This is a genomic window from uncultured Sulfitobacter sp. (genome assembly GCF_947500075.1).
Classification (GTDB): Bacteria; Pseudomonadota; Alphaproteobacteria; order Rhodobacterales; family Rhodobacteraceae; genus Sulfitobacter.
Genome location: NZ_CANMQS010000001.1, coordinates 852,042 through 874,689, shown reverse-complemented (window position 1 = coordinate 874,689; position 22,648 = coordinate 852,042). Strand labels below are relative to the sequence as shown.

The 22,648-nt window shown below is 57.0% G+C and carries 22 protein-coding genes; 12 read left to right on the top strand and 10 right to left on the bottom strand.

Features of this window, described 5'->3' with window-relative positions; translation table 11 throughout:
• Positions 1-103 precede the first annotated feature (103 nt).
• From Q1A91_RS04255 to Q1A91_RS04245, 3 genes are read left to right on the top strand one after another with little or no spacing between them, the layout of a single operon-like run.
• Positions 104-703 (top strand): helix-turn-helix transcriptional regulator, encoded by a 600-nt coding sequence (locus Q1A91_RS04255; RefSeq protein WP_299873292.1) that lies wholly within the window; start codon positions 104-106, stop codon positions 701-703.
• Complete coding sequence (locus tag Q1A91_RS04250) at positions 693-1,934, top strand: type II toxin-antitoxin system HipA family toxin (protein ID WP_367278643.1); 1,242 nt, start codon at positions 693-695, stop codon at positions 1,932-1,934. The genes Q1A91_RS04255 and Q1A91_RS04250 overlap by 11 nt, the downstream gene beginning before the upstream one ends.
• A gap of 15 nt (positions 1,935-1,949) precedes the next feature.
• Entirely contained in the window at positions 1,950-3,137 is a 1,188-nt protein-coding gene (locus tag Q1A91_RS04245) for a hypothetical protein (protein ID WP_299873288.1), read from the top strand.
• Between the two features lie 40 nt (positions 3,138-3,177).
• Here the strand turns inward: Q1A91_RS04245 and Q1A91_RS04240 are convergent, their stop codons facing one another.
• Both Q1A91_RS04240 and mobC read right to left on the bottom strand, forming a co-directional pair.
• On the bottom strand, positions 3,178-4,503 hold the full coding sequence (locus Q1A91_RS04240) for a relaxase/mobilization nuclease domain-containing protein (protein WP_299873285.1): 1,326 nt from the start codon (positions 4,501-4,503) through the stop codon (positions 3,178-3,180).
• Positions 4,500-4,865 (bottom strand): plasmid mobilization relaxosome protein MobC, encoded by a 366-nt coding sequence (mobC, locus tag Q1A91_RS04235; RefSeq protein ID WP_008182257.1) that lies wholly within the window; start codon positions 4,863-4,865, stop codon positions 4,500-4,502. Before mobC ends, Q1A91_RS04240 begins: the two co-directional genes overlap by 4 nt.
• 407 nt (positions 4,866-5,272) lie before the next feature.
• Between mobC and Q1A91_RS04230 the strand changes: the two genes are divergently transcribed.
• A complete protein-coding gene (locus Q1A91_RS04230) occupies positions 5,273-6,511 on the top strand; it encodes a glycosyltransferase family 2 protein (RefSeq protein ID WP_299873276.1) in 1,239 nt (412 codons plus the stop codon).
• On the opposite strand, the gene Q1A91_RS04225 is transcribed toward Q1A91_RS04230, so the two are convergent.
• From Q1A91_RS04225 to rfbF, 7 genes are read right to left on the bottom strand one after another with little or no spacing between them, the layout of a single operon-like run.
• Positions 6,512-7,282: a cephalosporin hydroxylase family protein gene (locus Q1A91_RS04225; RefSeq protein ID WP_299873273.1), complete on the bottom strand. Its 771-nt coding sequence runs from the start codon at positions 7,280-7,282 to the stop codon at positions 6,512-6,514. It abuts the gene before it with no gap.
• Positions 7,275-8,336: a class I SAM-dependent methyltransferase gene (locus Q1A91_RS04220; RefSeq protein ID WP_299873270.1), complete on the bottom strand. Its 1,062-nt coding sequence runs from the start codon at positions 8,334-8,336 to the stop codon at positions 7,275-7,277. The genes Q1A91_RS04225 and Q1A91_RS04220 overlap by 8 nt, the downstream gene beginning before the upstream one ends.
• The gene (locus Q1A91_RS04215; protein ID WP_299873267.1) at positions 8,333-9,166 is read right to left on the bottom strand and encodes an NAD(P)-dependent oxidoreductase; all 834 of its coding nucleotides are present in this window, start codon (positions 9,164-9,166) and stop codon (positions 8,333-8,335) included. Before Q1A91_RS04215 ends, Q1A91_RS04220 begins: the two co-directional genes overlap by 4 nt.
• A complete protein-coding gene (locus Q1A91_RS04210; RefSeq protein WP_299873264.1) occupies positions 9,163-10,383 on the bottom strand; it encodes a class I SAM-dependent methyltransferase in 1,221 nt (406 codons plus the stop codon). Before Q1A91_RS04210 ends, Q1A91_RS04215 begins: the two co-directional genes overlap by 4 nt.
• A complete protein-coding gene (rfbC, locus tag Q1A91_RS04205; protein WP_299873261.1) occupies positions 10,380-10,922 on the bottom strand; it encodes a dTDP-4-dehydrorhamnose 3,5-epimerase in 543 nt (180 codons plus the stop codon). The genes Q1A91_RS04210 and rfbC overlap by 4 nt, the downstream gene beginning before the upstream one ends.
• Entirely contained in the window at positions 10,919-11,968 is a 1,050-nt protein-coding gene (rfbG, locus tag Q1A91_RS04200) for a CDP-glucose 4,6-dehydratase (RefSeq protein WP_299873258.1), read from the bottom strand. The genes rfbC and rfbG overlap by 4 nt, the downstream gene beginning before the upstream one ends.
• Complete coding sequence (gene rfbF / locus Q1A91_RS04195) at positions 11,965-12,732, bottom strand: glucose-1-phosphate cytidylyltransferase (protein ID WP_299873256.1); 768 nt, start codon at positions 12,730-12,732, stop codon at positions 11,965-11,967. Before rfbF ends, rfbG begins: the two co-directional genes overlap by 4 nt.
• 1,092 nt (positions 12,733-13,824) lie before the next feature.
• Between rfbF and Q1A91_RS04190 the strand changes: the two genes are divergently transcribed.
• From Q1A91_RS04190 to Q1A91_RS04160, 7 genes are all read left to right on the top strand, one after another.
• A complete protein-coding gene (locus Q1A91_RS04190) occupies positions 13,825-15,219 on the top strand; it encodes an FAD-dependent oxidoreductase (protein WP_367278636.1) in 1,395 nt (464 codons plus the stop codon).
• Positions 15,216-15,620, top strand: coding sequence for a hypothetical protein (locus tag Q1A91_RS04185; RefSeq protein WP_299873250.1), 405 nt, complete (start codon positions 15,216-15,218; stop codon positions 15,618-15,620). The genes Q1A91_RS04190 and Q1A91_RS04185 overlap by 4 nt, the downstream gene beginning before the upstream one ends.
• Complete coding sequence (locus tag Q1A91_RS04180; RefSeq protein ID WP_299873248.1) at positions 15,620-16,672, top strand: hypothetical protein; 1,053 nt, start codon at positions 15,620-15,622, stop codon at positions 16,670-16,672. The genes Q1A91_RS04185 and Q1A91_RS04180 overlap by 1 nt, the downstream gene beginning before the upstream one ends.
• A complete protein-coding gene (locus Q1A91_RS04175) occupies positions 16,662-16,994 on the top strand; it encodes a hypothetical protein (RefSeq protein ID WP_299873245.1) in 333 nt (110 codons plus the stop codon). The genes Q1A91_RS04180 and Q1A91_RS04175 overlap by 11 nt, the downstream gene beginning before the upstream one ends.
• Positions 16,995-17,055: 61 nt before the next feature.
• Positions 17,056-18,906 carry an aspartate--tRNA ligase gene (gene aspS / locus Q1A91_RS04170; RefSeq protein ID WP_299873243.1) on the top strand — a complete coding sequence of 617 codons (1,851 nt, stop codon included), beginning with the start codon at positions 17,056-17,058 and terminating at the stop codon, positions 18,904-18,906.
• 64 nt (positions 18,907-18,970) lie between these two features.
• Positions 18,971-20,395, top strand: a complete 1,425-nt coding sequence (locus tag Q1A91_RS04165) for a DUF1800 domain-containing protein (RefSeq protein WP_299873241.1) — start codon at positions 18,971-18,973, stop codon at positions 20,393-20,395.
• Positions 20,396-20,406: 11 nt separating this feature from the next.
• The gene (locus Q1A91_RS04160) at positions 20,407-21,570 is read left to right on the top strand and encodes a DUF1501 domain-containing protein (RefSeq protein ID WP_299873238.1); all 1,164 of its coding nucleotides are present in this window, start codon (positions 20,407-20,409) and stop codon (positions 21,568-21,570) included.
• 6 nt (positions 21,571-21,576) lie between these two features.
• On the opposite strand, the gene Q1A91_RS04155 is transcribed toward Q1A91_RS04160, so the two are convergent.
• The gene (locus Q1A91_RS04155) at positions 21,577-21,753 is read right to left on the bottom strand and encodes a hypothetical protein (RefSeq protein WP_299873236.1); all 177 of its coding nucleotides are present in this window, start codon (positions 21,751-21,753) and stop codon (positions 21,577-21,579) included.
• A 172-nt stretch (positions 21,754-21,925) separates the two neighbouring features.
• Here Q1A91_RS04155 and Q1A91_RS04150 point away from each other — a divergent pair, with 172 nt between their 5' ends.
• Complete coding sequence (locus tag Q1A91_RS04150; protein WP_299873233.1) at positions 21,926-22,648, top strand: GNAT family protein; 723 nt, start codon at positions 21,926-21,928, stop codon at positions 22,646-22,648.

The window sequence follows — 22,648 nt, the reverse complement described above, 5'->3', positions numbered from 1 at the left end:
TGTTGATCTATATTTGTAGATCATAGCTTGCCTGGCGTGTTGAAGATATGATACATTATTCTATATCAAGAGTAGTTCTTGATGTGTGAAAGTAGATCAGAATATGAGTTACGCTAGCGAAAACATCGCCGCTTCCCTGAAGTCGGCGCGCGAAAACAAAGGGTTAAGCCAAAGAGAGCTTAGCGCTCGCTCAGGCGTGCCGCAATCGCATATCTCAAAGATCGAGAGCAACGCGGTCGATTTGCGGCTCTCAAGCCTTGCGTCACTTGCCCATGCGCTTGACCTTGAACTGACGATGATACCACGAAAATCGGCACCGGCAGTCAGATCGATTGTGCGCAGTACGGGCAGTCACAAACCTCAAAGCAACAATGATGCACTGCGCGAGCTCGCGCGCGCGCAACGTGCTCTTGATACACTGCCCAAAGCTTTGCACGAGAGCTCTGCGATGGAAACGCTGCAAAGACAATTTCAAGAAATGAACAATTTCCGCAACATCTTGCAGGAAACTGACGCGATCAGGAATATGCGCAGCGCACTTGAGGCTGTCGAGAATTCTGGAGGTCTAAAGAACCTCGAAAAAATCGCCGAAGATGCTCAGCGTCTCCGCAATATGTTGGCGCACAGTGTGCCGTCACACATGATCAACGAACCAACCAGTAGACCGGCCTACAGCCTGGACGAGGATGACAGTGATGGCTGATGTTTCTGTTCTAAATGTTGAGCTTTATGGGGAGGCTATCGGCACGCTGACACGCGTCGCAGGGGATCGCAGTCTGTTCGCGTTCAACGAAGAATATATTGAGAACCCTGACCGCCCGACACTTGGCCTGTTCTTCAAGGATGAGTTTGGCGAACTGCGCACAGAATTTAAGCCTGTCCAAAAACAGGTCATGCCATTCTTTTCCAACCTCTTGCCGGAGGGGCACTTGCGCAAGTACCTCGCAGAACAAGCAGGGGTGAATGCCGAGCGCGAATTCTTCTTGCTTTGGGCGTTAGGGCGCGACCTTCCTGGCGCGATAACAATCAAACCGGCGGATGGCGAAATCTGGCCACCAGAGGCCGCGCATGTGGATGGCGAAAACGCGCCAAAATCCAAAGACAACATGCTTCGGTTCTCTCTTGCCGGTGTTCAGTTGAAATTCTCAGCCGTTGAGGCCGCAAGCGGTGGCCTGACCATTCCGGCCTCGGGCATTGGCGGTGACTGGATCGTCAAACTGCCTTCACGCGAATACATGGGTGTTCCTGAAAATGAATTCTCGATGATGCGCCTTGCCAGCATGCTCGGCATGGACGTGCCTCGTATTGATCTAGTCGATATCGATAGTATCGCAAATCTGCCTGACGGCACTGATCGCTTTGGAACTAAGGCCTTCGTAATCGAGCGCTTTGACCGGCATCCTATCGGAGAGCGTGTGCATATCGAGGACTTCGCGCAAGTCTTTGGCGTCTATGGCGAAGACAAATATAAGAAAGCGAGCATGCGAAACATTGCTGCCGTCATCGCGGCGGAGGGATCGGACGAAGACATCCGAGAGTTCATACGTCGCCTGACGTTCAGCACGCTGATTGGCAACGGGGACATGCATCTCAAGAACTGGTCGCTGATCTATCCTGATCGACGCACCGCCGCTCTTTCGCCAGCCTATGATTTTGTATCAACAGTTCCCTACATTAAGGGTGACAGCTTCGCATTGAACTACAGCCGCGTTCGGGATTTTGCGGCCTTTGATGAAGATGAAATTTCTCATCTTGCCGCGAAAGCTGCGCTGCCAGAGAAAATGGTTCTTGATGTCGCGCGAGAAACCGCCAGCGACTTTGCATCGCTCTGGAAGCGTGAAAAAGATGCCTTGCCGATGCTTGACGACGTCAGGGCAGCGATTGATGAGCTACTGCCAACTTTACCTTTGCTGAATGCAAAGTCGGCCCGTTGAAAGTGAGTATATCTAATGGATTTGTCTGAAGTATTTCCATCAGGAGGTAGGCCTCAGTCCTTATATTGCGAAGACTGCGGCGCAAGTATGGATATGAGATTTATCCACTTTTCCGAAAGTGTCAGTGGCATTAATATGAGCATTAAAGGGTTACCAACTCTGCATTGCGAACACTGCGACAAGGAATATTTGCCGGATGATTCGCGGTTCGCGGTCATTTATTTACATGAACAAGCAACCAAGGCGGGATCAGACCGCGTAACTACCGTTCGGAATAAGAAGGAAGTTACTTATAAGTTCTCAAATGTTCCGTTTCTCATTGATGCAGACGACTATTTTTATCTTCCAGGCCTCTACCGGCAACATGATGTAGGCTTCCTTTCTCCCTTGTTTTTTAACAGCGCTGTTCTGATCAAGTACGATAACTCTCCCGATTACCGCGTTACTTTTGCGTCTCCGACCTATGGTGAGATCGATGCTGCCGAGTATGCGATTCCATTTGGCATTAACCGCTTCGGAAAGATCATTATGTGGTTAGGGGATGTCGCCAAATTGCCTGAGGCAGAGCAGTTTTATCTCCGTTCTGAAAACGTGGAATCAGATCATTCTTTGGGGAGCGATTTCTATGATGGTCAAATAGAATGCAAGTTCACCGAACTAACCAAAGAGAAGCTTGTCCTAGAAGCTAGGTCAAAATTTATTGGGAACTTTAATAAGAAATTTGGCGTCCAGTTGGCGCATCTTGATTCACAATTAATTGATACGATTTCTGCCCTTAGGCCACCTGTGATCGACACTGAAAAAGAGCGACGATACGTGTTTGATAGCCTCAATCGCATCTTTCTTGAAGCTTTGGACAACAGCGTACTTAATCAAGTTATGACAGGTCTTGGAGCTACCTCGAGGGGCTCTGGTTCCTTAAAGAGATTGCAGGCTTTGCTGGAGATATTCGATGCATCCGGAAAAATCAGCGAAATGCTTTTGCCATTTTATGTACTTTACGATCTTCGTATTGCCTACTCTCATCTGACTTCCGCCGAAAGGAAGGCACAGTTGATTGCTAGTTCTGCGAGCCGCCTCGGGTTGGAGGCTGGTTTCGATCTCGCTAGAGCTTACGGCTTGATCCTAGATTTAGTAGCTGAATCTCTATCCTATTTCTCAGAGATCATAGAGCCACCAAACACTGATGTTGAAAAGAGTTGAGACGGCCAGAGGCCTGAAAAAGTGCCTAAAAAATTAGTGACTACCTCTCAAGATCATGGCCGGGGTCGTTGCGCGTGTTGTTTCTCTTCCTGACGTTGCGGACCGGACGTTCTTTCGCAGTATCCTTAAAAGCCTTTCCTGCATTGGGCGCTTTGCCATCCATTTTTAAATACGCAGCAATCTCGGCGTTGAGTGCGCTAAGCTCCGCGCTGCGTTCAGAGCGAACGTTCAGAATGGTTTTTTGTAATGCCTGACGGTCTTCGAGATGTTTGGAGACCAGTGCGTCTTTTTCTTCACGGTCGCGAAGGTGGGATTCCCAGGCTTCATATTCATTCTGCCTCCGTATCTTGCCGTATCTACCAGTCATGCGGCTCCATAGGCCGCCAAGTCCTTTGGGAAGACGGGCCGCGCGATCTTTCGTTTCTTGGATGTTGCGGGCATCGTGCTTCTTTTCAATTTCTTTTCTTTCAGCACGTTGAGTTTCGACAAGCTTTTGACATCGCATCTCCAAACTTGGAGAAAGACGCCTGTGACCGGATTCCGCCTCTTTCACATACCGCTTCAATTGCTGCGTCATCCGCGCAGCAATTTTGGCTTTAGCCTGATCAACCGAGGGCAGTTTTTCAGGCTCTTTGATGCGGTCTTTGACGTCTTTGGATTTGACGCCAGCATAACGAGCCAAGGCAAAAACTTCACCACGAAAATCAACGGCAACAACGCCCCTGCGATCACCACGCGCCAATGTGTAGCCGCGTTCTGCAAGAGCTTCCTTCAAAGCTTTCTCTGAATCGGAAGACTGCCAGCAGTCGCCAAACATCGCTTTTACCAAGCGTGGGTCCTGCTTTGCTCGCTTGGATTGCTGCCATTCTTCGCGGCTCATGTTGAGTGGGTTGCGCATAGATCGATCAATCAAACCTTTTGGCAGGTCCCACCCGTTTTCGAGATAGAGCTCACGCGACACGTCCATGAGTCTGTTTTTATAGAAGGGCAGGGTTCGGGCCGTCATCGTTTCAGGATCAATGCGCGACCAAACTACGTGGGCGTGACGTCTGCCTTCTTTTTCGTGGAAAACGATGGCGCGTGGTTGGTTGTCTAATCCTAGATGTTGCTCAGTCATCTCGATTGCTGCTTCAAACGCATCGATTGAAACGTCTTCTTTCTCTGGCGGGCTTAGGCTCAAGGAAAATAGAAATTTGCTGCACCGTGTGCCCTTGGAAATGGCTTCTGCTTCCTCAAGTGCATGCTGTAAATCTTCGGCAATGAACCCGCGCACTTCGTGCAACGCTACATGTTCGTTGTCGCGGCTGTTCAAAAGGTGTCGTGACAACTGGCCTGGATTGCCTCTTTGTGACGCTTTCAAAATCATGCGCGCGTACCAAGTGCGCGCAGCAATTCTTCTCGGATCGCCACTATCGCAGCGCATGCCTCAGCAAGGTCTTCTTCCGTCTCAGGTGTGATTGGCAAGGAGCCAGTGTGTGCCGCGCGGGCAAGTTGATTGAGGTTGCTGGAAATTCTGGAGGCACCAAGCGCCGCCAGAACTCGCCCAAGCGCTTCATGGTCTTTGACCGGAAACTTGCCACGTGTATGTCGTGGCGAAACATCCTTTCCGAATAAGCGCTGGCGAACATATGCGCCGAGAGACAGGCCAGCAGCATCTTGTTCAAGTTTTGCGCGCTCTTCAAATGTAAGGCGTAAAGAGAAGGGTGAGGGGTAGAGTTGTTGAGCCATATCGGTCCTCCTTCGGACCCGGTATGGCGGCGAAAACAACTTCCAATCCTGAATGTTCAAGTAAAACAGTCATTTATGAAGCGTATCGCCATGCCGAGAAATCTGGTGCAATGATTAGTAGGCTAAGATGGTTGCGCCCTCCCGCAACCAATGTAACAGAACCGCCCGCAGCATAATCGCTGCGGGCGTTCCTGTCTGTGCCAAGGGTCAAAAGACCAGCCAATTCTCCAACCAATTCAATGACCCGTCTGTCGGGTACGCTCCTTATCCTATTCAAGCTACAAACCTTGGTGTTCTTGATCTAGAACTCGTTCAGATTGAGCGGCTTGAGACAGCGCTGATCGGTTAATTTGGATGAAGCACCAGCAAGTGGCCCCGCGCCAGGCTGCACAGAGAGAAACAGACAAGTGAAAATCAGCATCGTCATTCCAACGCGGGAGCGCAGCCAATACTTGCGGCATTCAATCAAGACCGCCCTACAGATTGACGACGCTGACATTGAGATCGTCGTCAGCGACAATGCCAGTACGGATGGGACAGAAGAACTGGTTCAGGATATTGATGATCCTCGGCTGGTTTACGTAAACACAGGCGCCCGCTTGTCGATGCGGGAGAATTTTCAGTATGCGTTCGAAGCGGCAACTGGAGATTACCTGATCTTCTTCGGGGACGACGACGGGATGTTGCCGAAACAGTTCAGGTTTCTCCGGCAGCTTCTGGAAACCTACAGACCTGATGGGTTGAGTTGGATCAAGGCAACCTATGGTTGGCCCATCGAAGGGTATGGGAAGAAAACTGGTGGGGTGCGCTTGTATCGCAGGAATTGCTTCGGCTTGCCGAGCCCCTTTCGAGGTTCAGACAACCTGTCCAAGCTTTTGACAGCTGACGTGGCCAACTTGCGTCCGGTACCCGATATCTATCACGGCTGCCTTTCACGCGCCTACATGCTCAAGACTGCAATGAACCCGCAAACGGTGTTCGATAGTGCGATACCCGACGTCAATCTGACCTATCGGTCGATTTTGAAAGATGGCAACTTTATCGGGGTCGATCACCCGTTCTCCATCAATGGATACAGTCCTGCAAGCACGGGGGGTGGCCATGGGGCCGAGCAGAAGAACCGGTCAGAGACGGGCAGCAGTCAGGCATTTGCGAAAGAGAACAAAACAGATGTCATGAGCGATGTCGTGCCGCATGCAGGATCGGTGCCGCTGGCCTTCTTCTCAACACTGGAGACGTTGCGGCGCAATCATGCGCTGGAAGAGTTTCAACCTGACTATGTCAGTTGGTATCGCTTTGTGCTTGGATCTGCGCGCAAGAATCCGCAACTCGCAGAGCAACTGCGCGGCATTTTGAGTGATCATGCAGCCGCCACGCGAACATCTGACGCATTGTCCGCCGCGCTCTCTGCACCGCCAAAATCCAAGCGTAGCCTCACTGAACGGCTCGCTCGCGCGCGGGGGCAGTTGCACAGTTTCAGAGTGTCCGCCGCAGGGGATGGCGAAAACACCATCCTAACTGCAGCCCAAACACTGGATGGGCTGTTGGGAGAGGACTACGGAGCGGTTCTGTCCGGCGAGATGGAACAACGCGCGGCCTGGAAACTGGCCAAGCGCCGGTCCACAGGATACAAACGCCAGCTTTGATCAACGGACCCGTTTGAGAAATCCATCATGGGCCACAGTGACAAGCAGCTTTGCCGGAATGCTCTTGTCGATCTCAAACTCCGGATGGGTCTCAAGATAATCCCAAACGGCTGTTTTGGGGTTGTTGCCGGGGCCCCAGGATCGGTCGGGATATTCATCTGCGGGCATGTCTTCGATCAGGGTATCGAAGACCACGCAATAGCTTCCGACTGATGTGAGCGGCGCATAGAGCTCAAGCTCACTTCGGACATGATCATGGGTGTGGTTTGAATCCAGACAGACGAGCACCCGCTGATACCCCTCCGACGCCTCTTTGACCTTGGCAAAAATGTCGGGATCAACGCTGGAGCCTTCAATCATCTCGATGCGAGAGGCCATGGGGTGCTCCAGAATGGCGGTCCGGTTGTGCGCACGAATGTCGATATCAATGCCCAATACCTTTCGGGCGGACTTGGCAGGGTCAAGCGTCGTTCCCCCTTCAATCGCCTCACACATATCCAGCAGGGCGAGCATTGACGCGCTGAAGATCAGCGATCCGCCATGGGCAATGCCGGTTTCGATGATCAGATCGGGTTTGACGCTCCAGATCAGCTCCTGCATGGCAACAATGTCCTGCGGGTACTGGATGATCGGCCGGTCCTGCCAGTGGAAGTTGTAGGAGTACTTTGGCTGGGTCGTGGCCTGCAAAAATGACATAGCCAGATCATTCAGCGGTTTGTTTTCCATCATGTCCGAGATACGGGTCTCGATCTCTTTTTTGAACTCAGTCATTTCCCACCTCGACATAGGTAAATTGGTTGTTCGACGCTTTTTTGATCTCGTCGCAGTAATTCGGGTTCATCACAAGGATCCTTGTGGATTTTGGCACATTCGGCAGAACTTCGTCAGGCGCGCTGACGCGCAGGCCGGTACCGGCCAGATACTGGCCCTGTTTGTTCGGGTTGATATCAATCACAGCCTGAACCGGATTTCCGGCCCGTTCGCGCATCAACGCATAGATCACCCCCTTGGACGCACCGCCCCAGACAACATCTGTCGACGGGGTGGCACCCGCATGCAGCGATGGGGTGAAGTCATCGGGCAGGTGCACGGGGTTCGCAGGGTCATACTCAGGCGCGCGTAAACTGGACAGGTCGCCAATGACATAGAGGTATTGTCCTCCGAAACACCACCCAAGGGCAGGTGTCTTCCCGAACATCTTCTTGAAATCAGACAGCCGGAAGTAATTGACATGTTCGTAGAAGATATCGAACCACGACCGCTCTTTGCAGATCCAGTCAAAGCAAGGCACTTCAATATAGATCAATCCGCTCCCACCATTTGCATCCCGCAACTGGCACAGAAAGGCATAGGGATCGGGAATGTGTTCCAGCACATGGCGCAGCACGAGGCCCTTTGCTGACAGACCCAGTTCAGGTCCGAAATAATGCCTTTGGATCAGCGGGCTATCCCCTTCATACGTTGGATCAAACCCGGTAATTGAGGCGCCGCGCGCGGCAAGCATCTCCAGAAACGTCCCCTTGCCACAGCCAACTTCGACCAGATCATCCAAACCGATTTCCTCGGAAATGAGATCAGCGGCCCATTCCAAATGCTGGCGGAATGGCAGGCTGTTGGCCTGTTCGTTCTGGTAGGCGGAATCGTAGTCGACCAGGTCAGGATCAAAAGCTTCGTTCCGCACCAGTCCAGATGTCAGGTCCTCGACCAGGCGAATGTTGCCGCGCGGGCATTGGCGTGCCTCCTCAGCGGTGGCGTACATTCGGTTTTGAAAGACCGGGAAGTCGTCCTGCGCATAAAGCAAACGGGTTTTGGCAGTCTGTGTCATGGTGTCTCTTCCGTCCTTTGGCCGACGACAATCGGCGGGTCGGTCAGGTTGTCAGGGCGTGCGCCAAACTGAAGGAGGTCTCGGCGGCCATACTGGTCCGCGATCTCCTCTGCGAGTGCCCGGATTGTGACGCCTTTGCCGCTGCAAATGTTTGTCGGGCCGGTGCGGTTTCCAAGGATGTCCCTTACCAGAATCTCCGCTGCTTCCTCCACATCCAGATAGTCGCGCACCGCTTGCCCACTGGTGAGTTCTGCCGCCTGACCGCTGCTTAATTGCGCATGTAGATAGGGCACGAGGCGTCGTTGGTCTTCGCGTGCGCCATAGAGGTAGAACAGACGCGCCCACAAGAACGCGACATCCGTGGTGGCAAACCATGCGTTCAACATGGTGAAAGCGGCAACCTTCGCCGCTGCGTAGGGCGTGCTGGGGGCGAGCGGCGTTTCGACGGATAGCGTGCCTGCGCTCAGGTCATATTCAAAGCAGGTGCCAATACCAACGAAGCGCCGCAGGTTGGCCGCAGCGGCGCCTTTTGCCATCGACAACGTTCCGGCCAGACAATCCAGATTAAGCCCGGACGTGAGGTATTTCCCCGGCTCCGCATACCATGCCAGATGCACAAGCGTGTCGATGTCAGACAGGGTGCTGGCCCACCAGTCCGAGGATTGCGAGAATACATCGTCGCAGAGGATGATCTGCGTATCCAGTTCCGCCAATAGGGTTTCAGTTCCCGGACGGACCACACAGGTCAAAGGATGCCCTTCGGCGGCAAGCTTTTGCGCCACAGGAAACCCAACAAAACCCGTGGCACCGGTCATCAGAATGCGGCTCATTCCGACACCTGAAGTTTCGGTACTGCGGTCACGAAACGCGTGCCAAGCGCGGCAAGATCGCTGCACTGGGTTTTGACCTCCGCCGCGATGTTCCATGGCAGAATGATGAGGTAGTCCGGGCGGTTCTCCCGCAAGGCCGCAGGGGCCAGTATCGGGATATGACTGCCAGGCATCAGCTTGCCGATCTTGGCTGGGGCTGCGTCACAGATGAACGGCAGCAGGTCTGGCCGCACGCCTGCATAGTTCATGATGGTGTTGCCCTTGGCTGCGGCACCGTACCCCGCTACGGATTTGCCCTCAGCCTTGGCTTGCAACAGAAACCTGAGGAAGTCGTTCTTGACGTCATCCGCCTGCGACTGGAACGCCAGATAGAAGTCATCACCGTCCATACCGTTTGCCCGCTCCCGCTCCATCAGTGCAGCAACGGAACCGTGTTGCGCATGATCCGCCGTGTCGTGGCATCCGAAGATGCGCAGGCTGCCGCCGTGCGTTGGCAATTCCTCAACGTCGAATATGCGCAGCCCGGCGGCAGCAAATATCCGGTCCACGGCAAGCAGGGACAGATAGGAGAAATGTTCGTGATACACGGTGTCGAACTGTCGAAGGGTCACCAGTTGCATGAGATGGGGAAACTCAAGCGTGATCACGCCCTGCGGCTTTAAGGTTGCTTTCAGGGCTGCGGTGAAATCGTTGATGTCTGGCACGTGCGCGTAGACATTGTTTCCGGCAATGAGGTCTGCCTGATCCAGCGTCGCAGCCAACTCCATACCGAAGAAGTCCTGCACAACAGGAATGCCTTGCGCGCGTGCGGCGTCTGCGGTGCTTTGCGTTGGCTCCACGCCGACACATGGGATGCCCTTGGCAACGAAGTTTTTCAGCAAATAGCCATCATTCGATGCCACCTCCATCACGTGGCTTTTTGGCCCTAATCCAAACCGCTCTATTGCCATATCTGCATAGCGCGCCGCGTGATCCAGCCAGCCTTGTGAGGTTGATGAGAAGTAAGCGTAGTCCTCTGTAAACAAAGCATCCGCCGCCGCGAAGTCTTCGGTTTGAACAAGACGGCAAGTCCCGCATGCCAGCAATCGCAGCGGGAACGTCACTTCGGGTTTTTGCAGGTCCTCAGGGGTGAGATACGCATTCGATGGCGGAGCGAATCCGAGGTCCAGAAACCGAATGCTCAGCGGCGCGGCGCAGTGACGGCAAAGCTGCGTCATAGAGGTAAGACCTCCTTGAAGGGTGGCAGGTTCTCGTCCCGTTCAGACATCTGGGCGGGGGGCAGGGGCCAGTCGATTGCCAAGTCGTTGTCCATCAAGTTGACGCCTCCCTCGTGACCCGGTGAATAGGGTTTGGAATGGAAGTATTGGAGTTCGGCTTCATCTTCCAGTGTCTGAAAGCCGTGCGCAAAACCTTCTGGGATGTAGATCGAGTTCCGCCGCTCCGCATCCAGTTCGACCCCGACATGGCGGCCGTAGCTGGTGGACCCTTCCCGAAGGTCGACAATGACATCATAGACCCGTCCGCGCAGGCAACGCACCAGTTTGACTTCAGCGGCTGCTCCACGCTGAAAATGCAAGCCGCGCAACGATCCACGCCCGCGGGTGAGGGAAAGGTTCATCTGCACCCAATCTGTATTGAGGCCGTGCTGTGAAAACTCATCCTCACAATAGAACCTTGAGAAAAAGCCGCGCGCGTCCTTTCGGGGTTCCAACAGAACCTCAAACGCACCGGTAAGGGGGAGTGGCGTGAAGATCATACCGCACCAAAGGCTGAAAGCTGGGTTTCCGTGACCTCTGTCGCCGATGCCCCGCCAGCGACCGCACGATACCAGCTGATGGTTTTTTCGATCGCTTCTTCGAACGTCCAGCGGGGCGTTACCCCGAGAACCGTTTCGCTTTTTGAGGGATCAAGGCTGAGAAGACCCGCCTCATGTACAGGGGCCGTTGGTGATACATCTGTCCAGTGCCCCGGCCAATGGCGCAAGGCTTCGGTCACCAGATCACCGACCGGCCGCGTGTCTTTCGGGTCAGGTCCAAAGTTGAAAGCGGATTGATACGCCGGATCATCCGAAGACCAAAGCCGTTCTGCGAGTGTAAGGTACCCGGCGAGCGGTTCCAGAACGTGCTGCCAGGGGCGCACAGCGTGCGGATTGCGCACCTCAATCTGTTGCCCATGCGTCAGCGCCCGCACGATGTCCGGAACGATCCGGTTCGCCGCCCAGTCGCCACCACCAATCACGTTTCCGGCCCTTGCTGAGGCAACCCTGATATCCGTCCCGCCCAGAAAAGAGCGCCGCCAACTCGACACAGCAATCTCCATCGCCGCCTTGCTGGCGCTATAGGGATCGTGGCCGCCAAGCGGGTGATGTTCGTTATATGGGTGTCCGTCTTCGAGGTTTTCGTACACCTTGTCGGTGGTTACCATGACGACAGCGCAGCGGCCGGGCAGATGCCGGACAGCCTGCATGATATGGGCAGAACCCATAACATTCGTTTGCCAGGTCTCTAACGGCGTTTCGTAGGATTCGATGACAAGTGCCTGCGCTGCGAGGTGGAATATGACGTCAGGTTCCACCTCAGCCACACGGCGAACAACCAGATCAGCGTCGCGAATATCGCCAATCATGTGATCGGCCAGCGTTTCGATCCCAAGCTGGTTGAATAGGGCGGGGTTTGTATTCGGGGGGAGAGCCATACCCGCAACATCAGCGCCGAGGCTCTTCAACCAAAATGAAAGCCAGCTTCCTTTGAACCCTGTATGACCCGTTACCAGAACACGTTTGCCGTTCCAGAAACTGCTCATGCCCAGGTTTTCCACGGCGCCTGGCCTTTTGCCCAAAGCTCTTCCAGCGCGTTCTTGTCACGCAACGTGTCCATGGACTGCCAATAGCCGGGGTGCTTCCAAACCGACAGCTGGCCCTCTGTCGCCAAAGATTCCAGTGGCTCTTTTTCAAACACGGTCAAGTCGTTTGAAATACGGTCGAGGACGCCGGGCTCACAGACAAAAAAACCACCGTTGATCCACCGGCCATCGCCCTCAGGCTTTTCCTCAAACCGGGAGACCCGCTCACCGTCAATCACAAGGCCGCCGAAACGTCCGGCGGGCTGTATTGCAGTTACGGTTGCTTCGGACCCTTGCGCGCGATGGTGTGCGATTAACGCCGTCAGATCGACATCGCTGACCCCATCGCCATATGTCAGGCAGAATGTCCCATCCAGGTGATCCGCAACACGCTTGATCCGCCCTCCGGTCTGGGTCTGCTCTCCGGTGTCGACGAGGGTGATTTTCCACGTCTCGGCCCGCTGAGTGTGCGTTTCTATCTTGTTGGTTTCGAGATCTATGGTGACGTCTGACATGTGCAGGAAGTAGTTCGCAAAATACTCCTTGATCATATAGCCCTTGTAGCCGCAGCAGATCACGAATTCATCTATCCCGTGCTCACTGTAGTGCTTCATGATGTGCCAGATGATGGGACGCCCGCCAATTTCGATCATTGGTTTGGGCCTGAGATGCGACTCCTCGCTGATACGTGTCCCGAGGCCACCCGCAAGTATTACCAATTTCATCGCTTTTTCCTGCTGCCCAACGTGCGAGCGTACCGTGCCGGAGAAGCAATCGTGGGCTTGCTACGGCACCGACATTTTCCCAATGGCCGACGTAATCATCGCCGTTTCAACCTAGAGAGATGCAGTTCTTTGTGCAACCAACTCGGCATTGGTTTACGCGCGCTCGTGACAACCAATCCCGCAGCCACACTCCAACCCTTTGGCAGCGGTCCTTTCGTAGGTGATGGGTGAATTATCTGCCAAAGCCGCTTGTCCCCGCTCCGCGGAAAGGCAGAGCGGGGCCGACACTGCCTGACGGGGAAGAGACCGCCGGAGGACAGTGCGGTTGACGCCAAATATGCTGTGTTGGTCGAGAACGCAGCAAACCGGGCGATTGATCGCCGCAATTGCGATACGCAGATACTGAAACAGCACCCCCGTGAGCAGAGATCAATTCGTTTGGAGGGTCAGCCCGTCAAAAGGGCTTTCTCCGTGTTCGGGATCGGGTGTTTTCGCAAGGAAACTGCGCGGAAACGTCCGAAGGAAAATCATGTTGGTCGGCTGAAAGAGCGTATTGGTGAACAGCCGGATATGAGACTGACGGCGACTGGTGTCGCCGCCAGAGAATTGCGGTAGAAATGCACCGCGCTTGAGATAACACAGCGGCCTATTGGAATGACTGCCGTGCTGATCGTGCATATGATAAGACCAATGAAGGCCAGCACTTGCGTGAAGCTAAAGCCATCGGAATTTGAAAATGCGTCGACCACGAAAAGGACCTGTATATCTATGACGCCCATCTTGCGTTTCACATCCGGTCACAGCATCCCCCAAATTGGGTAAAGACGGCCATTCGGCAAAATCATCCGCGTGTGACAGCTGACCTCTAGGGACGTGGTCTGGATTTCCTGACCTTGCAGCGGAACGCAGCGCTCCCGACATGGGACATCAGTAGGGGGCAGCGGCGCTTTGATGTACGAGGCTCCCGTGCCAATGTGTGGGTGTTAAGAAGGAAACAGGATGCGAAACTGGACAAGACGCGCAGCGCTTTTGGGAGGCGGAGCGGCCATAGGCGCTTTTGCCAACAGCAGATTGGCACGCCAACAGCCTGTTTTGGCAGGCACACAGAGGGTCGGCCAAGCGACTGCCGCCGGGCATCTGAACGACGCGAGCCTGTTGAGCGCGACACCGGTTCACAAGCATATCACCCTGCAAGAGGACGCGGGTGAGGCTTTGGTTGCGGCAATCCGGGCAGAGATGCAGGAAGCCCGCGCGGCGGGTCGTCCTGTGAACGTCAGTGCCGCGCGCCATTCAATGGGCGGGCAGGCCATCCCACGGGACGGTCATGCGATCACCTTCGACAATGCGATGGTGGAGCCGGACACAGCCAAGGGCACCTACAGGGTTCACGCCGGTGCAAGGTGGCAAGAGGTGATCGCGGCGCTCGACCCCATCGGGTATTCGCCTAAGGTCATGCAATCCAACAACGATTTTGGCGTTGCTGCGACGTTCTGTGTGAATGCTCATGGCTGGCCGGTGCCGTTTGGTCCGATGGGCGCGACGGTTCGCAGTATTGATTTGATCACGCCTGACGGTTCGCTGGTGACCTGCTCCCGCAGCCAAAACGCGGATGTGTTCAACCAGAGCATGGGCGGTTATGGCCTGACCGGGGCGATCATCGCGCTTGAAGTGGAGATGGAGAAGAACGCGCGCATCGCACCGACCTTCGACAAGATGCCTGCGGAGGATTTTGGCACGGCGTTCATCACTGCGCTGGAAGACCCGGATGTGACCATGGCCTACGGGCGGCTGAACGTGGAGCGCGGGGCATTTTTCCGTGAAGCGCTGATGATCACCTACCGGCCTACGCAGGATCAGGAGGATCTGCCGCCTGCGCCGGGTTCCGGCTTCATGTCCAAGATTGCGCGCCATGTGTACCGCGCGCAATTGGGCAATGAGCGGATGAAATCCGTGCGGTGGTGGTTTGAAACGGATCTGGGCACCACGCTGGGCGGTGGCGATACGACACGTAACACGGTGATCAACGAACCCGTGGTGACATTGGATGACCGGGACGACACCCGCACGGACATCCTGCACGAGTATTTTGTGCCGCCAGAACGCTTCGCGGACTTCCTGACGCTGTGCCGTCAGGTCATTCCGGGATCGTACCAGGAGTTCCTGAACGTGACGCTCAGATTTGTGAACACGGATGCGGAAAGCTGGCTGTCCTATGCGACAACACCGCGGATTGCGGCCGTGATGTCGTTCTCTCAGGAAATGACCGCGCGGGCTGAAGCGGACATGGCCCGCATGACACGGGCGTTGATTGACGGTATCATCGACATTGGCGGAACCTACTACCTGCCGTACCGTCCACATCCGACGGTCTCTCAGCTGGAACGTGCCTATCCCCGCGCGGCTGCCTTTGCGTCAGCCAAGCGCGCCATGGACCCGGACCTTATATTCCGGAACAATCTGTGGGACAGCTATCTGGAGAAACTATGACCACGCTGCGCAAGATTTGTCTGGGGTATATGGTGGTGCTGCTGGCAGCGGCGTCACTGAACTACGTGCCGGGGCTGACGGACGCGCAGGGGCTGGCCTTTGGTATCTTTGCCCTTGATATCTTTGATGATTCCCTGCACGTGGCCTCTGCCCTGTGGGCCTTGGCGGCGGCGCTCATCTCGCAGCGCGCCGCGCGGTCGTTCTTGCTGATCTTCGGGGCGCTTTATCTTGGAGATGGGGTGTTTGGCTTCTTTACAGGCTATGGCTACCTCGATCTGGGGATTTTCACCAATGCCTCCGAAGGGATGTCGTTCACGCTGGTGCGTTTTCTGGCCAACCTCCCGCATCTGGCGCTTGGGGCCTTCGCGCTCTGGGCCGGTGTGCGGGTGGAGCGGGATTGATGCGGTGGCTCTTGCGCTGGATCCTGCGGCTGGTTGTTCTGGCCGTGGTGTTGGGTGCAGTGCTGGTGGCTCCGGTCGCCTGGGTCGAAGTCGCATGCCGTGGCAACGGTGTTGCGCAGCCCTATGATGCGTTGTTGCCGCCAGAGGATCACAGGGCGGAGGCGCGCACGCTGCTGACCTATCCGGAGTGGCATATCGTCCACGCCTATGACGATTATGCCGAGGTTATTGAAACAGACGATCCCCATGATTTTGGCTACTTCAATGCGGTCAAAACCTATTGGACGTCCCTTTGTGCGTTGAAAGAGCAGGCCGCGGCCCACGGAGGGGTGGATCGTGCGACCAAAGAGCTGGTCTATGTCATCGGCGTCAGCTTTTCGGCAGAGATGGCGATGAAGGCCCTCTATGAAGAAACACTGGGCCGGCTTGCGACCCTTGTAAGGGGGGAGCGGTTGAGCCCGCTCGACAAGCTTTCTGCCCGGCAAGCGGCTGACTATGCGACGTTTCTTCAGCAGGTGCCGTGGTATAAATACGACTTCCCGGCAGATGCAGCAGCCTTGCGCGCAGCCCAAACAGACAACCCGCGTGATCTGGAACGCCGGTTTGCCCTGGGCGGAGAATACGCGGCCAAGGCGGCCTATGCGCAAGTGATCGCCGCTGCGGTGGACAGCGTCGGCGGGGATGCGCTGAGCCTGCGGATGGTGGTCAAAGGACCCGATGCGGCGGTGCTGGATGGTCTGGATGGCCTCAGCGTGGTTGAACATCGCGGCGATGTCATCGTGGTTGAGGCACCGCGTTACCGGGCGCTGACGCGGGTGCTGGTCGAGATGGCGGCACGCGGCATTGATCTGGCCGAGATTGCGGGCAACGACGATATCATGTTCACCGCCCTGTCCGATCAGGCGGAGATGCCCGGTGCGCTGTTCAGCTTCCAAAGGCAGGGCTATGAGGACTACCGCCATTTGTTCATGGTCCCGGTGACGGATCTGCTGGCAACCCTTCGGCGGTTTGGGGAAGGTCCGGCACAGGTGGAGCATATCCATGATTATTAGGGCGCTTCTGTGCGCTGTTGCTTTGGTGGGTGGCTGGATCGCTGTTCTGGCATCGGTCATGGTGCTGTCAGACCGGGCACCGGCTGCGGTTGTGATGCTGCCGGATGCGGCGTTTCTGGCGGCCCTGCCGGAGGATGTGGCGATTGTTGCGCAAAACGCGGTGAGCGTGACAGTGATCGGCGCGCGGGCAGATGTCGCGGCGCGGCTTTATGGGGCCGGGGCGTGGCTGGTGCTGCCGTCTGGCTTGCGCGGGTGTGCGCCGCCGGCCACATCGGCCATGTCTAAACCAAACCGACAAATCGTTTCCATCACACCGCCTTGACTTTGACACATGCAAACGGTGTATCTGCGCCATTGTTTTTCGCCCCAGGAAGGGACCCATTATGCACGCCTATCGTGATTTTACCTGCGCAGATCTGAACCTTTCGAACAAGGGACAGAACGTGCGTCTTGCCGGGTGGGTGCACCGCGTGCGCGACCATGGTGGGGTGCTGTTCATCGATCTGCGGGATCACTACGGCATGACGCAGTTGATCTGTGACCCCGACAGCGCCGCCTTTGCGGACGTGGAGAAGGTCCGCTCAGAATGGTGTATCCGCATTGATGGTGAAGTGAAGGCGCGCGATGAGAGCCTGATCAACCCCAAGCTGCCGACAGGTGAGATCGAGGTCTTCATCCGTGACATCGAAGTGTTGGGTGCGGCGGCGGAACTGCCGTTGATGGTCTTTGGTGATCAGGAATACCCGGAGGAAACCCGTCTGCGCTATCGTTACCTCGATTTGCGCCGGGAGAAGATGCAGGACAACATGGTGCTGCGCTCTGACGTGGTTGCCTCCATCCGTAAACGCATGTGGGATCAGGGGTTCAAGGAATTCCAGACGCCGATTATCACCGCATCCTCTCCTGAAGGGGCGCGCGACTTTCTGGTGCCAAGCCGCCTGCATCCGGGCAAGTTCTATGCCCTGCCGCAGGCGCCCCAGCAGTTCAAGCAACTGCTGATGGTCTCAGGCTTTGACAAGTATTTCCAGATCGCGCCCTGTTTCCGCGATGAAGACCCGCGCGCGGATCGGTCGCCGACGGATTTCTACCAGCTCGACCTTGAGATGTCCTTTGTCACCCAGCAGGACGTGTTCGACACGATCCAGCCGGTGATTGGTGGCATTTTCGAGGAATTCGGCAAAGGCCGGAAAGTGGATCAGACGTGGGAGCAGATCTCCTACAAGGATGCAGCCCTTTGGTATGGTTCAGACAAGCCGGACCTCAGAAACCCCATCAAGATGCAGGTGGTGAGCGAGCATTTCGCAGGCTCCGGTTTTGCGATTTTCGCCAAACTGTTGGAGCAGGAGGGCACCGAGGTGCGCGCCATCCCTGCGCCTACGGGGGGCAGCCGCAAGTTCTGCGACCGGATGAATGCCTTCGCCCAGAAGGAAGGGTTGCCCGGCATGGGCTATATCTTCTGGCGCAAGGAATCGCCCGACAGCATCGCGCAGGCGCGTGGGATCACCGTCAAAGAGGTGAACGCACTGATCAAGGCGGGTGAGATCACTTTGGGCGAAGAAGCCGCCGGACCGCTGGCCAAGAACATCGGGCCAGAACGCACCGAAGCCATCCGCCAGCAGCTGGGCCTCGGCGTCGGCGACGCGGCGTTCTTCCTCGGCGGTAAACCCAAAGCGTTTGAAGGCGTTGCTGGCCGCGCCCGGAATGTCATTGGTGAGGAACTTGGCCTGACCGATAAGGATCGCTTCGCCTTTGCCTGGATCGTGGATTTCCCGATCTACGAAGCGGACGAAGAAACCGGCAAGATTGACTTTGAGCACAACCCCTTCTCCATGCCGCAGGGCGGGATGGAAGCGCTTGAAGGTGATCCGCTCAAGGTGCTGGGATACCAGTATGATCTGGCTTGCAACGGCTATGAGCTGGTGTCGGGCGCCATTCGGAACCACAAGCCGGAGATCATGTTCAAAGCCTTTGAAATTGCAGGCTACGGCAAGGAAGAAGTTGAGAAACGCTTTGGCGGCATGGTCAACGCCTTCCAATACGGCGCCCCGCCTCACGGTGGTTGTGCAGCTGGGATCGACCGGATCGTGATGCTGCTGGCGGATGAGGCGAACATTCGTGAGGTGATCCTTTTCCCGATGAACCAGCGCGCCGAAGACCTGATGATGAACGCGCCCAGCGATCCGACAAGCGATCAGTTGATGGAGCTTGGTCTGCGGGTAATCCCGCAGGACTGACCCACGGGCTGGCCTGCGCAGCTTTGCATTTGACACACGGTCCGGGATGAAATCCGGGCCGTTGTTGCTTAGATTGGACGGTGAACACCTGACGTGGAGCCGCCCTTTGTCCTTTGATCCAACCTTTGCCGAGCGCCGATTTGGATACGGGTTGTCCCCTGTGGTGGCCCCTGTTGCGTCGGTTACGGCGATGCTGGACGGGGTGGCCGGGCAGGATACGATGCGCGCCCGCTATCCGCTGCCACCCTACCGGCATCTGCGCGAACAATTGGTGCGCAACCGCCGGTTTCGCCAATACGCGCGGGAAAACCCGGATACGGAAGAAGGCAAGGCGGCGGAACAAAAGGTCAAGGCTTTGCGGCGGGAGATGCGGCTGGACCGGTTGGCATGGTTCGGCCATTCGATGTTGCGGCGGATCAACACGCCTGCGGCTTTCCACGAGCGACTGGCGGCGTTCTGGGCGGATCATTTCACCACGATTGGCAAAGCCGGGCTGACCGTTGGCGCGCCACCCCTCTATGTGGAAGAAGCCGTGCGCCCCTTCATTGCTGGGCGGTTTTCCGATCTGCTGATCTCTGCCGTCACGCATCCCTTGATGTTGCATTATCTGGATCAGAACATCTCAGCCGGGGAGAACAGCCCGGCAGCGCAGCGGCCGGGGCGCAAACGCGGATTGAACGAAAACCTTGCGCGTGAGGTGTTGGAACTGCACACGCTGGGGGTCGAAGGACCGTATGACCAGGCGGATGTGCGGGCCTTTGCCAACCTGCTGACGGGGCTTGGTGGCACGCGGGATTTCGGCTTCAGGTTCCGCAAGAACATGGTGGAGCCGGGGTCGAAGACCGTGCTGGGCGTGACTTATCCTCATACCGGTACAATTGAACCCATTCACCGCGCGTTGAAGGATCTGGCAGTGCATCCTGCGACGGCGCGGCATCTGGCGCGCAAGCTGGCGGTGCATTTTGTGTCGGACGCGCCGCCTGACGCGCTGGTTGATCATGTGGCATCGGCGTATCTGTCCAGTGGTGGCGAACTGATGGCGACATACGAGGCGCTGCTCGACCATTCCGCCGCGTGGCAGCCGGAGGCGGTGAATATCCGTCCTCCGCTGGAGTTCATCAGCACTGCGTTGCGCTCTCTGGCTGTGCCGGACGCCACGTTTGCCGCCCTGCGGCCCCGCGATTTGAACACGCTGTTCCTCAAGCCGCTGCGGGTGATGGGGTTTGAGTATCAAAGGCCCGGCGGACCGGACGGCTGGCCGGAGGAAGACGATGCCTGGGTGACGCCGCAGGGGGTGGCCGCGCGGCTGGAATGGGCGGTGAACGCGCCTGTGCGGTTGCTGTCCGAATTGCCGGACCCCCGCGATTATGTCGTGAAGGCGCTGGGCGAGGTGGTCCCGCCCGAGTTGGACTTCGCGGTGGGTGCTGCGGAAAACCGGGCCGTGGCGATTGGGCTTGTGCTGGCGTCTCCGGCCATGCAGCGGCGGTAGGAGGGGGCGGTATGTCAGCGAAATTCACCAGACGTGGGGTGTTGCAGCGGGCAGGCATCATCGGGTGTTCGCTGGCCGCCAGTCCGTTGGTCACACCTGTGGCCTTTGCGCAGGCGCCTTGGGACATGCGGTTGGTGGTGATCATCCTGCGCGGGGGCATGGATGGGCTTGATGTGGTGCGCCCGGTGGGCGACCCGGCTTTTGCCGCCTTGCGTCCAGGGATGGATCTGAGCGACGGGATTGATCTGGATGGATACTTCGCGTTGCACCCGGCGTTGCGCGATCTGATGCCGCTTTGGCAGGCGGGGGAGTTGGGTTTCATGCACGCAGTGTCGACGCCCTATCGTGACAAACGCAGCCATTTTGACGGGCAGGACATGCTGGAAGCGGGGACGGAGGTGCTTGACAGTGGCGTGCGCGACGGCTGGCTGAACCGAATGCTGCAACAGGTGCCGGGGCTGGAGGCGGAGACGGCTTACGCCATTGGCACGACAGAAGTGCGGGTGCTGGACGGTGAAGCACCGGTTGCCAATTGGACGCCGGAGGCGAAGCTGGGGCTCAGCCCGCAGGCTTTGCGGCTGGCTGAACTGGTGATGGAACGGGATCCGGCGCTGCATGCGGCCCTGGCGGAGGCGCAGATGCTGTCTGATGCCGGGCTTGAAGGGCCGCGCCGTGGCGGCGCCCATCTCCAGATTGCACAGTTTGCGGCCGCGCGGTTGCGCGGGGCATCGCGGGTGGCGGCCTTTTCACTGGGCGGGTGGGACACCCACCGGGTTCAGCGGCGGACCTTGCCCCGCAGCCTGCGCGCCTTGTCCCAGACCCTGCTGGGGTTGCGGGACGGTTTGGGGGCTGAAATCTGGGACAAAACAGCCGTTCTTGCCATGACGGAGTTTGGGCGCACTGCTGCGGTGAACGGCACAGGCGGAACGGATCACGGAACAGGCGGTGCGATGCTGTTTGCAGGCGGCGCGCTGCGGGGGGGGCAGGTGCTGGGGCAATGGCCCGGTGTGGCGGAGGCTGCGCTATATGATCGGCGTGATCTGATGCCGACTGCGGATGTGCGCGCCCCGGCTGCATGGGTGATGCGGGCAGCGACCGGATTGGATCAAGCCACGCTTGAGCGGATGATTTTCCCCGGCCTCGACATGGGCAGGGATCCGGGCATCGTGCTTTAGCGGGGGTCAGTAGCCGTCAGCAGGGGCGATCTGTTGCAGCAGTTGCGCGGCCAGACCGTCTGAACCAGCCTGGAAAGATGCAGCGACAACGACGGCCAATCCCACAAGGGAGGCTGTCAGCACAATCCAGTCTACGGTGATGGCATCAGGGTCTTCACGGAAGAAATCGCGGAACTTTTGCACGGGTACTGATCCTTTCGCTGGCGCATGCGTCTGGCACTCTTACCTGTCAAGGATGTCCGTGGAATGTGGCGGAAATGGGTAAGTCGGATGCCGGTTTCTTGGCTTTTTCGCCGGTGCGGATGGTACAATTGCTGACTTGGCCTGCGCCGCAGTTGGCCCTAACGTGGCGTGTATGAACACGTTTTCTTCTGATCGCCCCGTGGGTTTTCTTCTCCCTGACTGGCAGGTGCCACCCCGTCCGGAAGGAGAGGTGCTGCGCGGGCAATATGCCGAACTTACCCCCTTGTCGGCAGATGCCCATGCGGCATTGCTGTTCCGGACATACGCGGGCGAGGACCATGTGTGGGACTACATGCCTTACGGCCCGTTCTCATCTGCTGCGCAGTATCACAGGTGGGTGCGGGATCATGCAGGGCAGCCAGACCCGTTCTTCTATGCGGTGCGGAACTTGCAGAGCGGTCAATGGGAAGGTGTGGCCAGCTATCTGCGCGTGGCACCCGAAGCCGGATCAATCGAAGTGGGCCATATCAATTTCAGCCCCGCCTTGCAGCAGACCCGAGCGGCGACAGATGCGATGTTCTTGATGATGCAATGGGCGTTTGATGCAGGCTATCGGCGGTATGAGTGGAAATGTGATGCGCTCAACACACCCTCCCGACGCGCAGCGCAGCGGCTGGGGTTGAGCTTTGAAGGTGTGTTTCGGCAGGCAACAGTCGTGAAGGGGCGCAACCGGGATACGGCGTGGTTCGCGGCCATCGACCGCGAATGGCCCGCGTTGAAGGAAGCGTTTCTGGCATGGTTGGCCCCTGCGAATTTTGATGACGCAGGCCAGCAGCGTGAGCGTTTGGGGGATCTGACCGGGTTGGTTCGGGTCGCGTCTGATCCAGCGTTGTGA

Excerpts from the sequence above, each read along its gene's own strand:
- Q1A91_RS04255 (WP_299873292.1), top strand. The coding sequence starts at position 104 with ATGAGTTACGCTAGCGAAAACATCGCCGCTTCCCTGAAGTCGGCGCGC.
- Q1A91_RS04245 (WP_299873288.1), top strand. The coding sequence starts at position 1,950 with ATGGATTTGTCTGAAGTATTTCCATCAGGAGGTAGGCCTCAGTCCTTA.
- Q1A91_RS04240 (WP_299873285.1), bottom strand. The coding sequence starts at position 4,503 with ATGATTTTGAAAGCGTCACAAAGAGGCAATCCAGGCCAGTTGTCACGA.
- mobC (WP_008182257.1), bottom strand. The coding sequence starts at position 4,865 with ATGGCTCAACAACTCTACCCCTCACCCTTCTCTTTACGCCTTACATTT.
- Q1A91_RS04225 (WP_299873273.1), bottom strand. The coding sequence starts at position 7,282 with ATGACTGAGTTCAAAAAAGAGATCGAGACCCGTATCTCGGACATGATG.
- Q1A91_RS04220 (WP_299873270.1), bottom strand. The coding sequence starts at position 8,336 with ATGACACAGACTGCCAAAACCCGTTTGCTTTATGCGCAGGACGACTTC.
- Q1A91_RS04215 (WP_299873267.1), bottom strand. The coding sequence starts at position 9,166 with ATGAGCCGCATTCTGATGACCGGTGCCACGGGTTTTGTTGGGTTTCCT.
- Q1A91_RS04210 (WP_299873264.1), bottom strand. The coding sequence starts at position 10,383 with ATGACGCAGCTTTGCCGTCACTGCGCCGCGCCGCTGAGCATTCGGTTT.
- rfbC (WP_299873261.1), bottom strand. The coding sequence starts at position 10,922 with ATGATCTTCACGCCACTCCCCCTTACCGGTGCGTTTGAGGTTCTGTTG.
- rfbG (WP_299873258.1), bottom strand. The coding sequence starts at position 11,968 with ATGAGCAGTTTCTGGAACGGCAAACGTGTTCTGGTAACGGGTCATACA.
- rfbF (WP_299873256.1), bottom strand. The coding sequence starts at position 12,732 with ATGAAATTGGTAATACTTGCGGGTGGCCTCGGGACACGTATCAGCGAG.
- Q1A91_RS04185 (WP_299873250.1), top strand. The coding sequence starts at position 15,216 with ATGACCACGCTGCGCAAGATTTGTCTGGGGTATATGGTGGTGCTGCTG.
- Q1A91_RS04180 (WP_299873248.1), top strand. The coding sequence starts at position 15,620 with ATGCGGTGGCTCTTGCGCTGGATCCTGCGGCTGGTTGTTCTGGCCGTG.
- Q1A91_RS04175 (WP_299873245.1), top strand. The coding sequence starts at position 16,662 with ATGATTATTAGGGCGCTTCTGTGCGCTGTTGCTTTGGTGGGTGGCTGG.
- aspS (WP_299873243.1), top strand. The coding sequence starts at position 17,056 with ATGCACGCCTATCGTGATTTTACCTGCGCAGATCTGAACCTTTCGAAC.
- Q1A91_RS04160 (WP_299873238.1), top strand. The coding sequence starts at position 20,407 with ATGTCAGCGAAATTCACCAGACGTGGGGTGTTGCAGCGGGCAGGCATC.
- Q1A91_RS04150 (WP_299873233.1), top strand. The coding sequence starts at position 21,926 with ATGAACACGTTTTCTTCTGATCGCCCCGTGGGTTTTCTTCTCCCTGAC.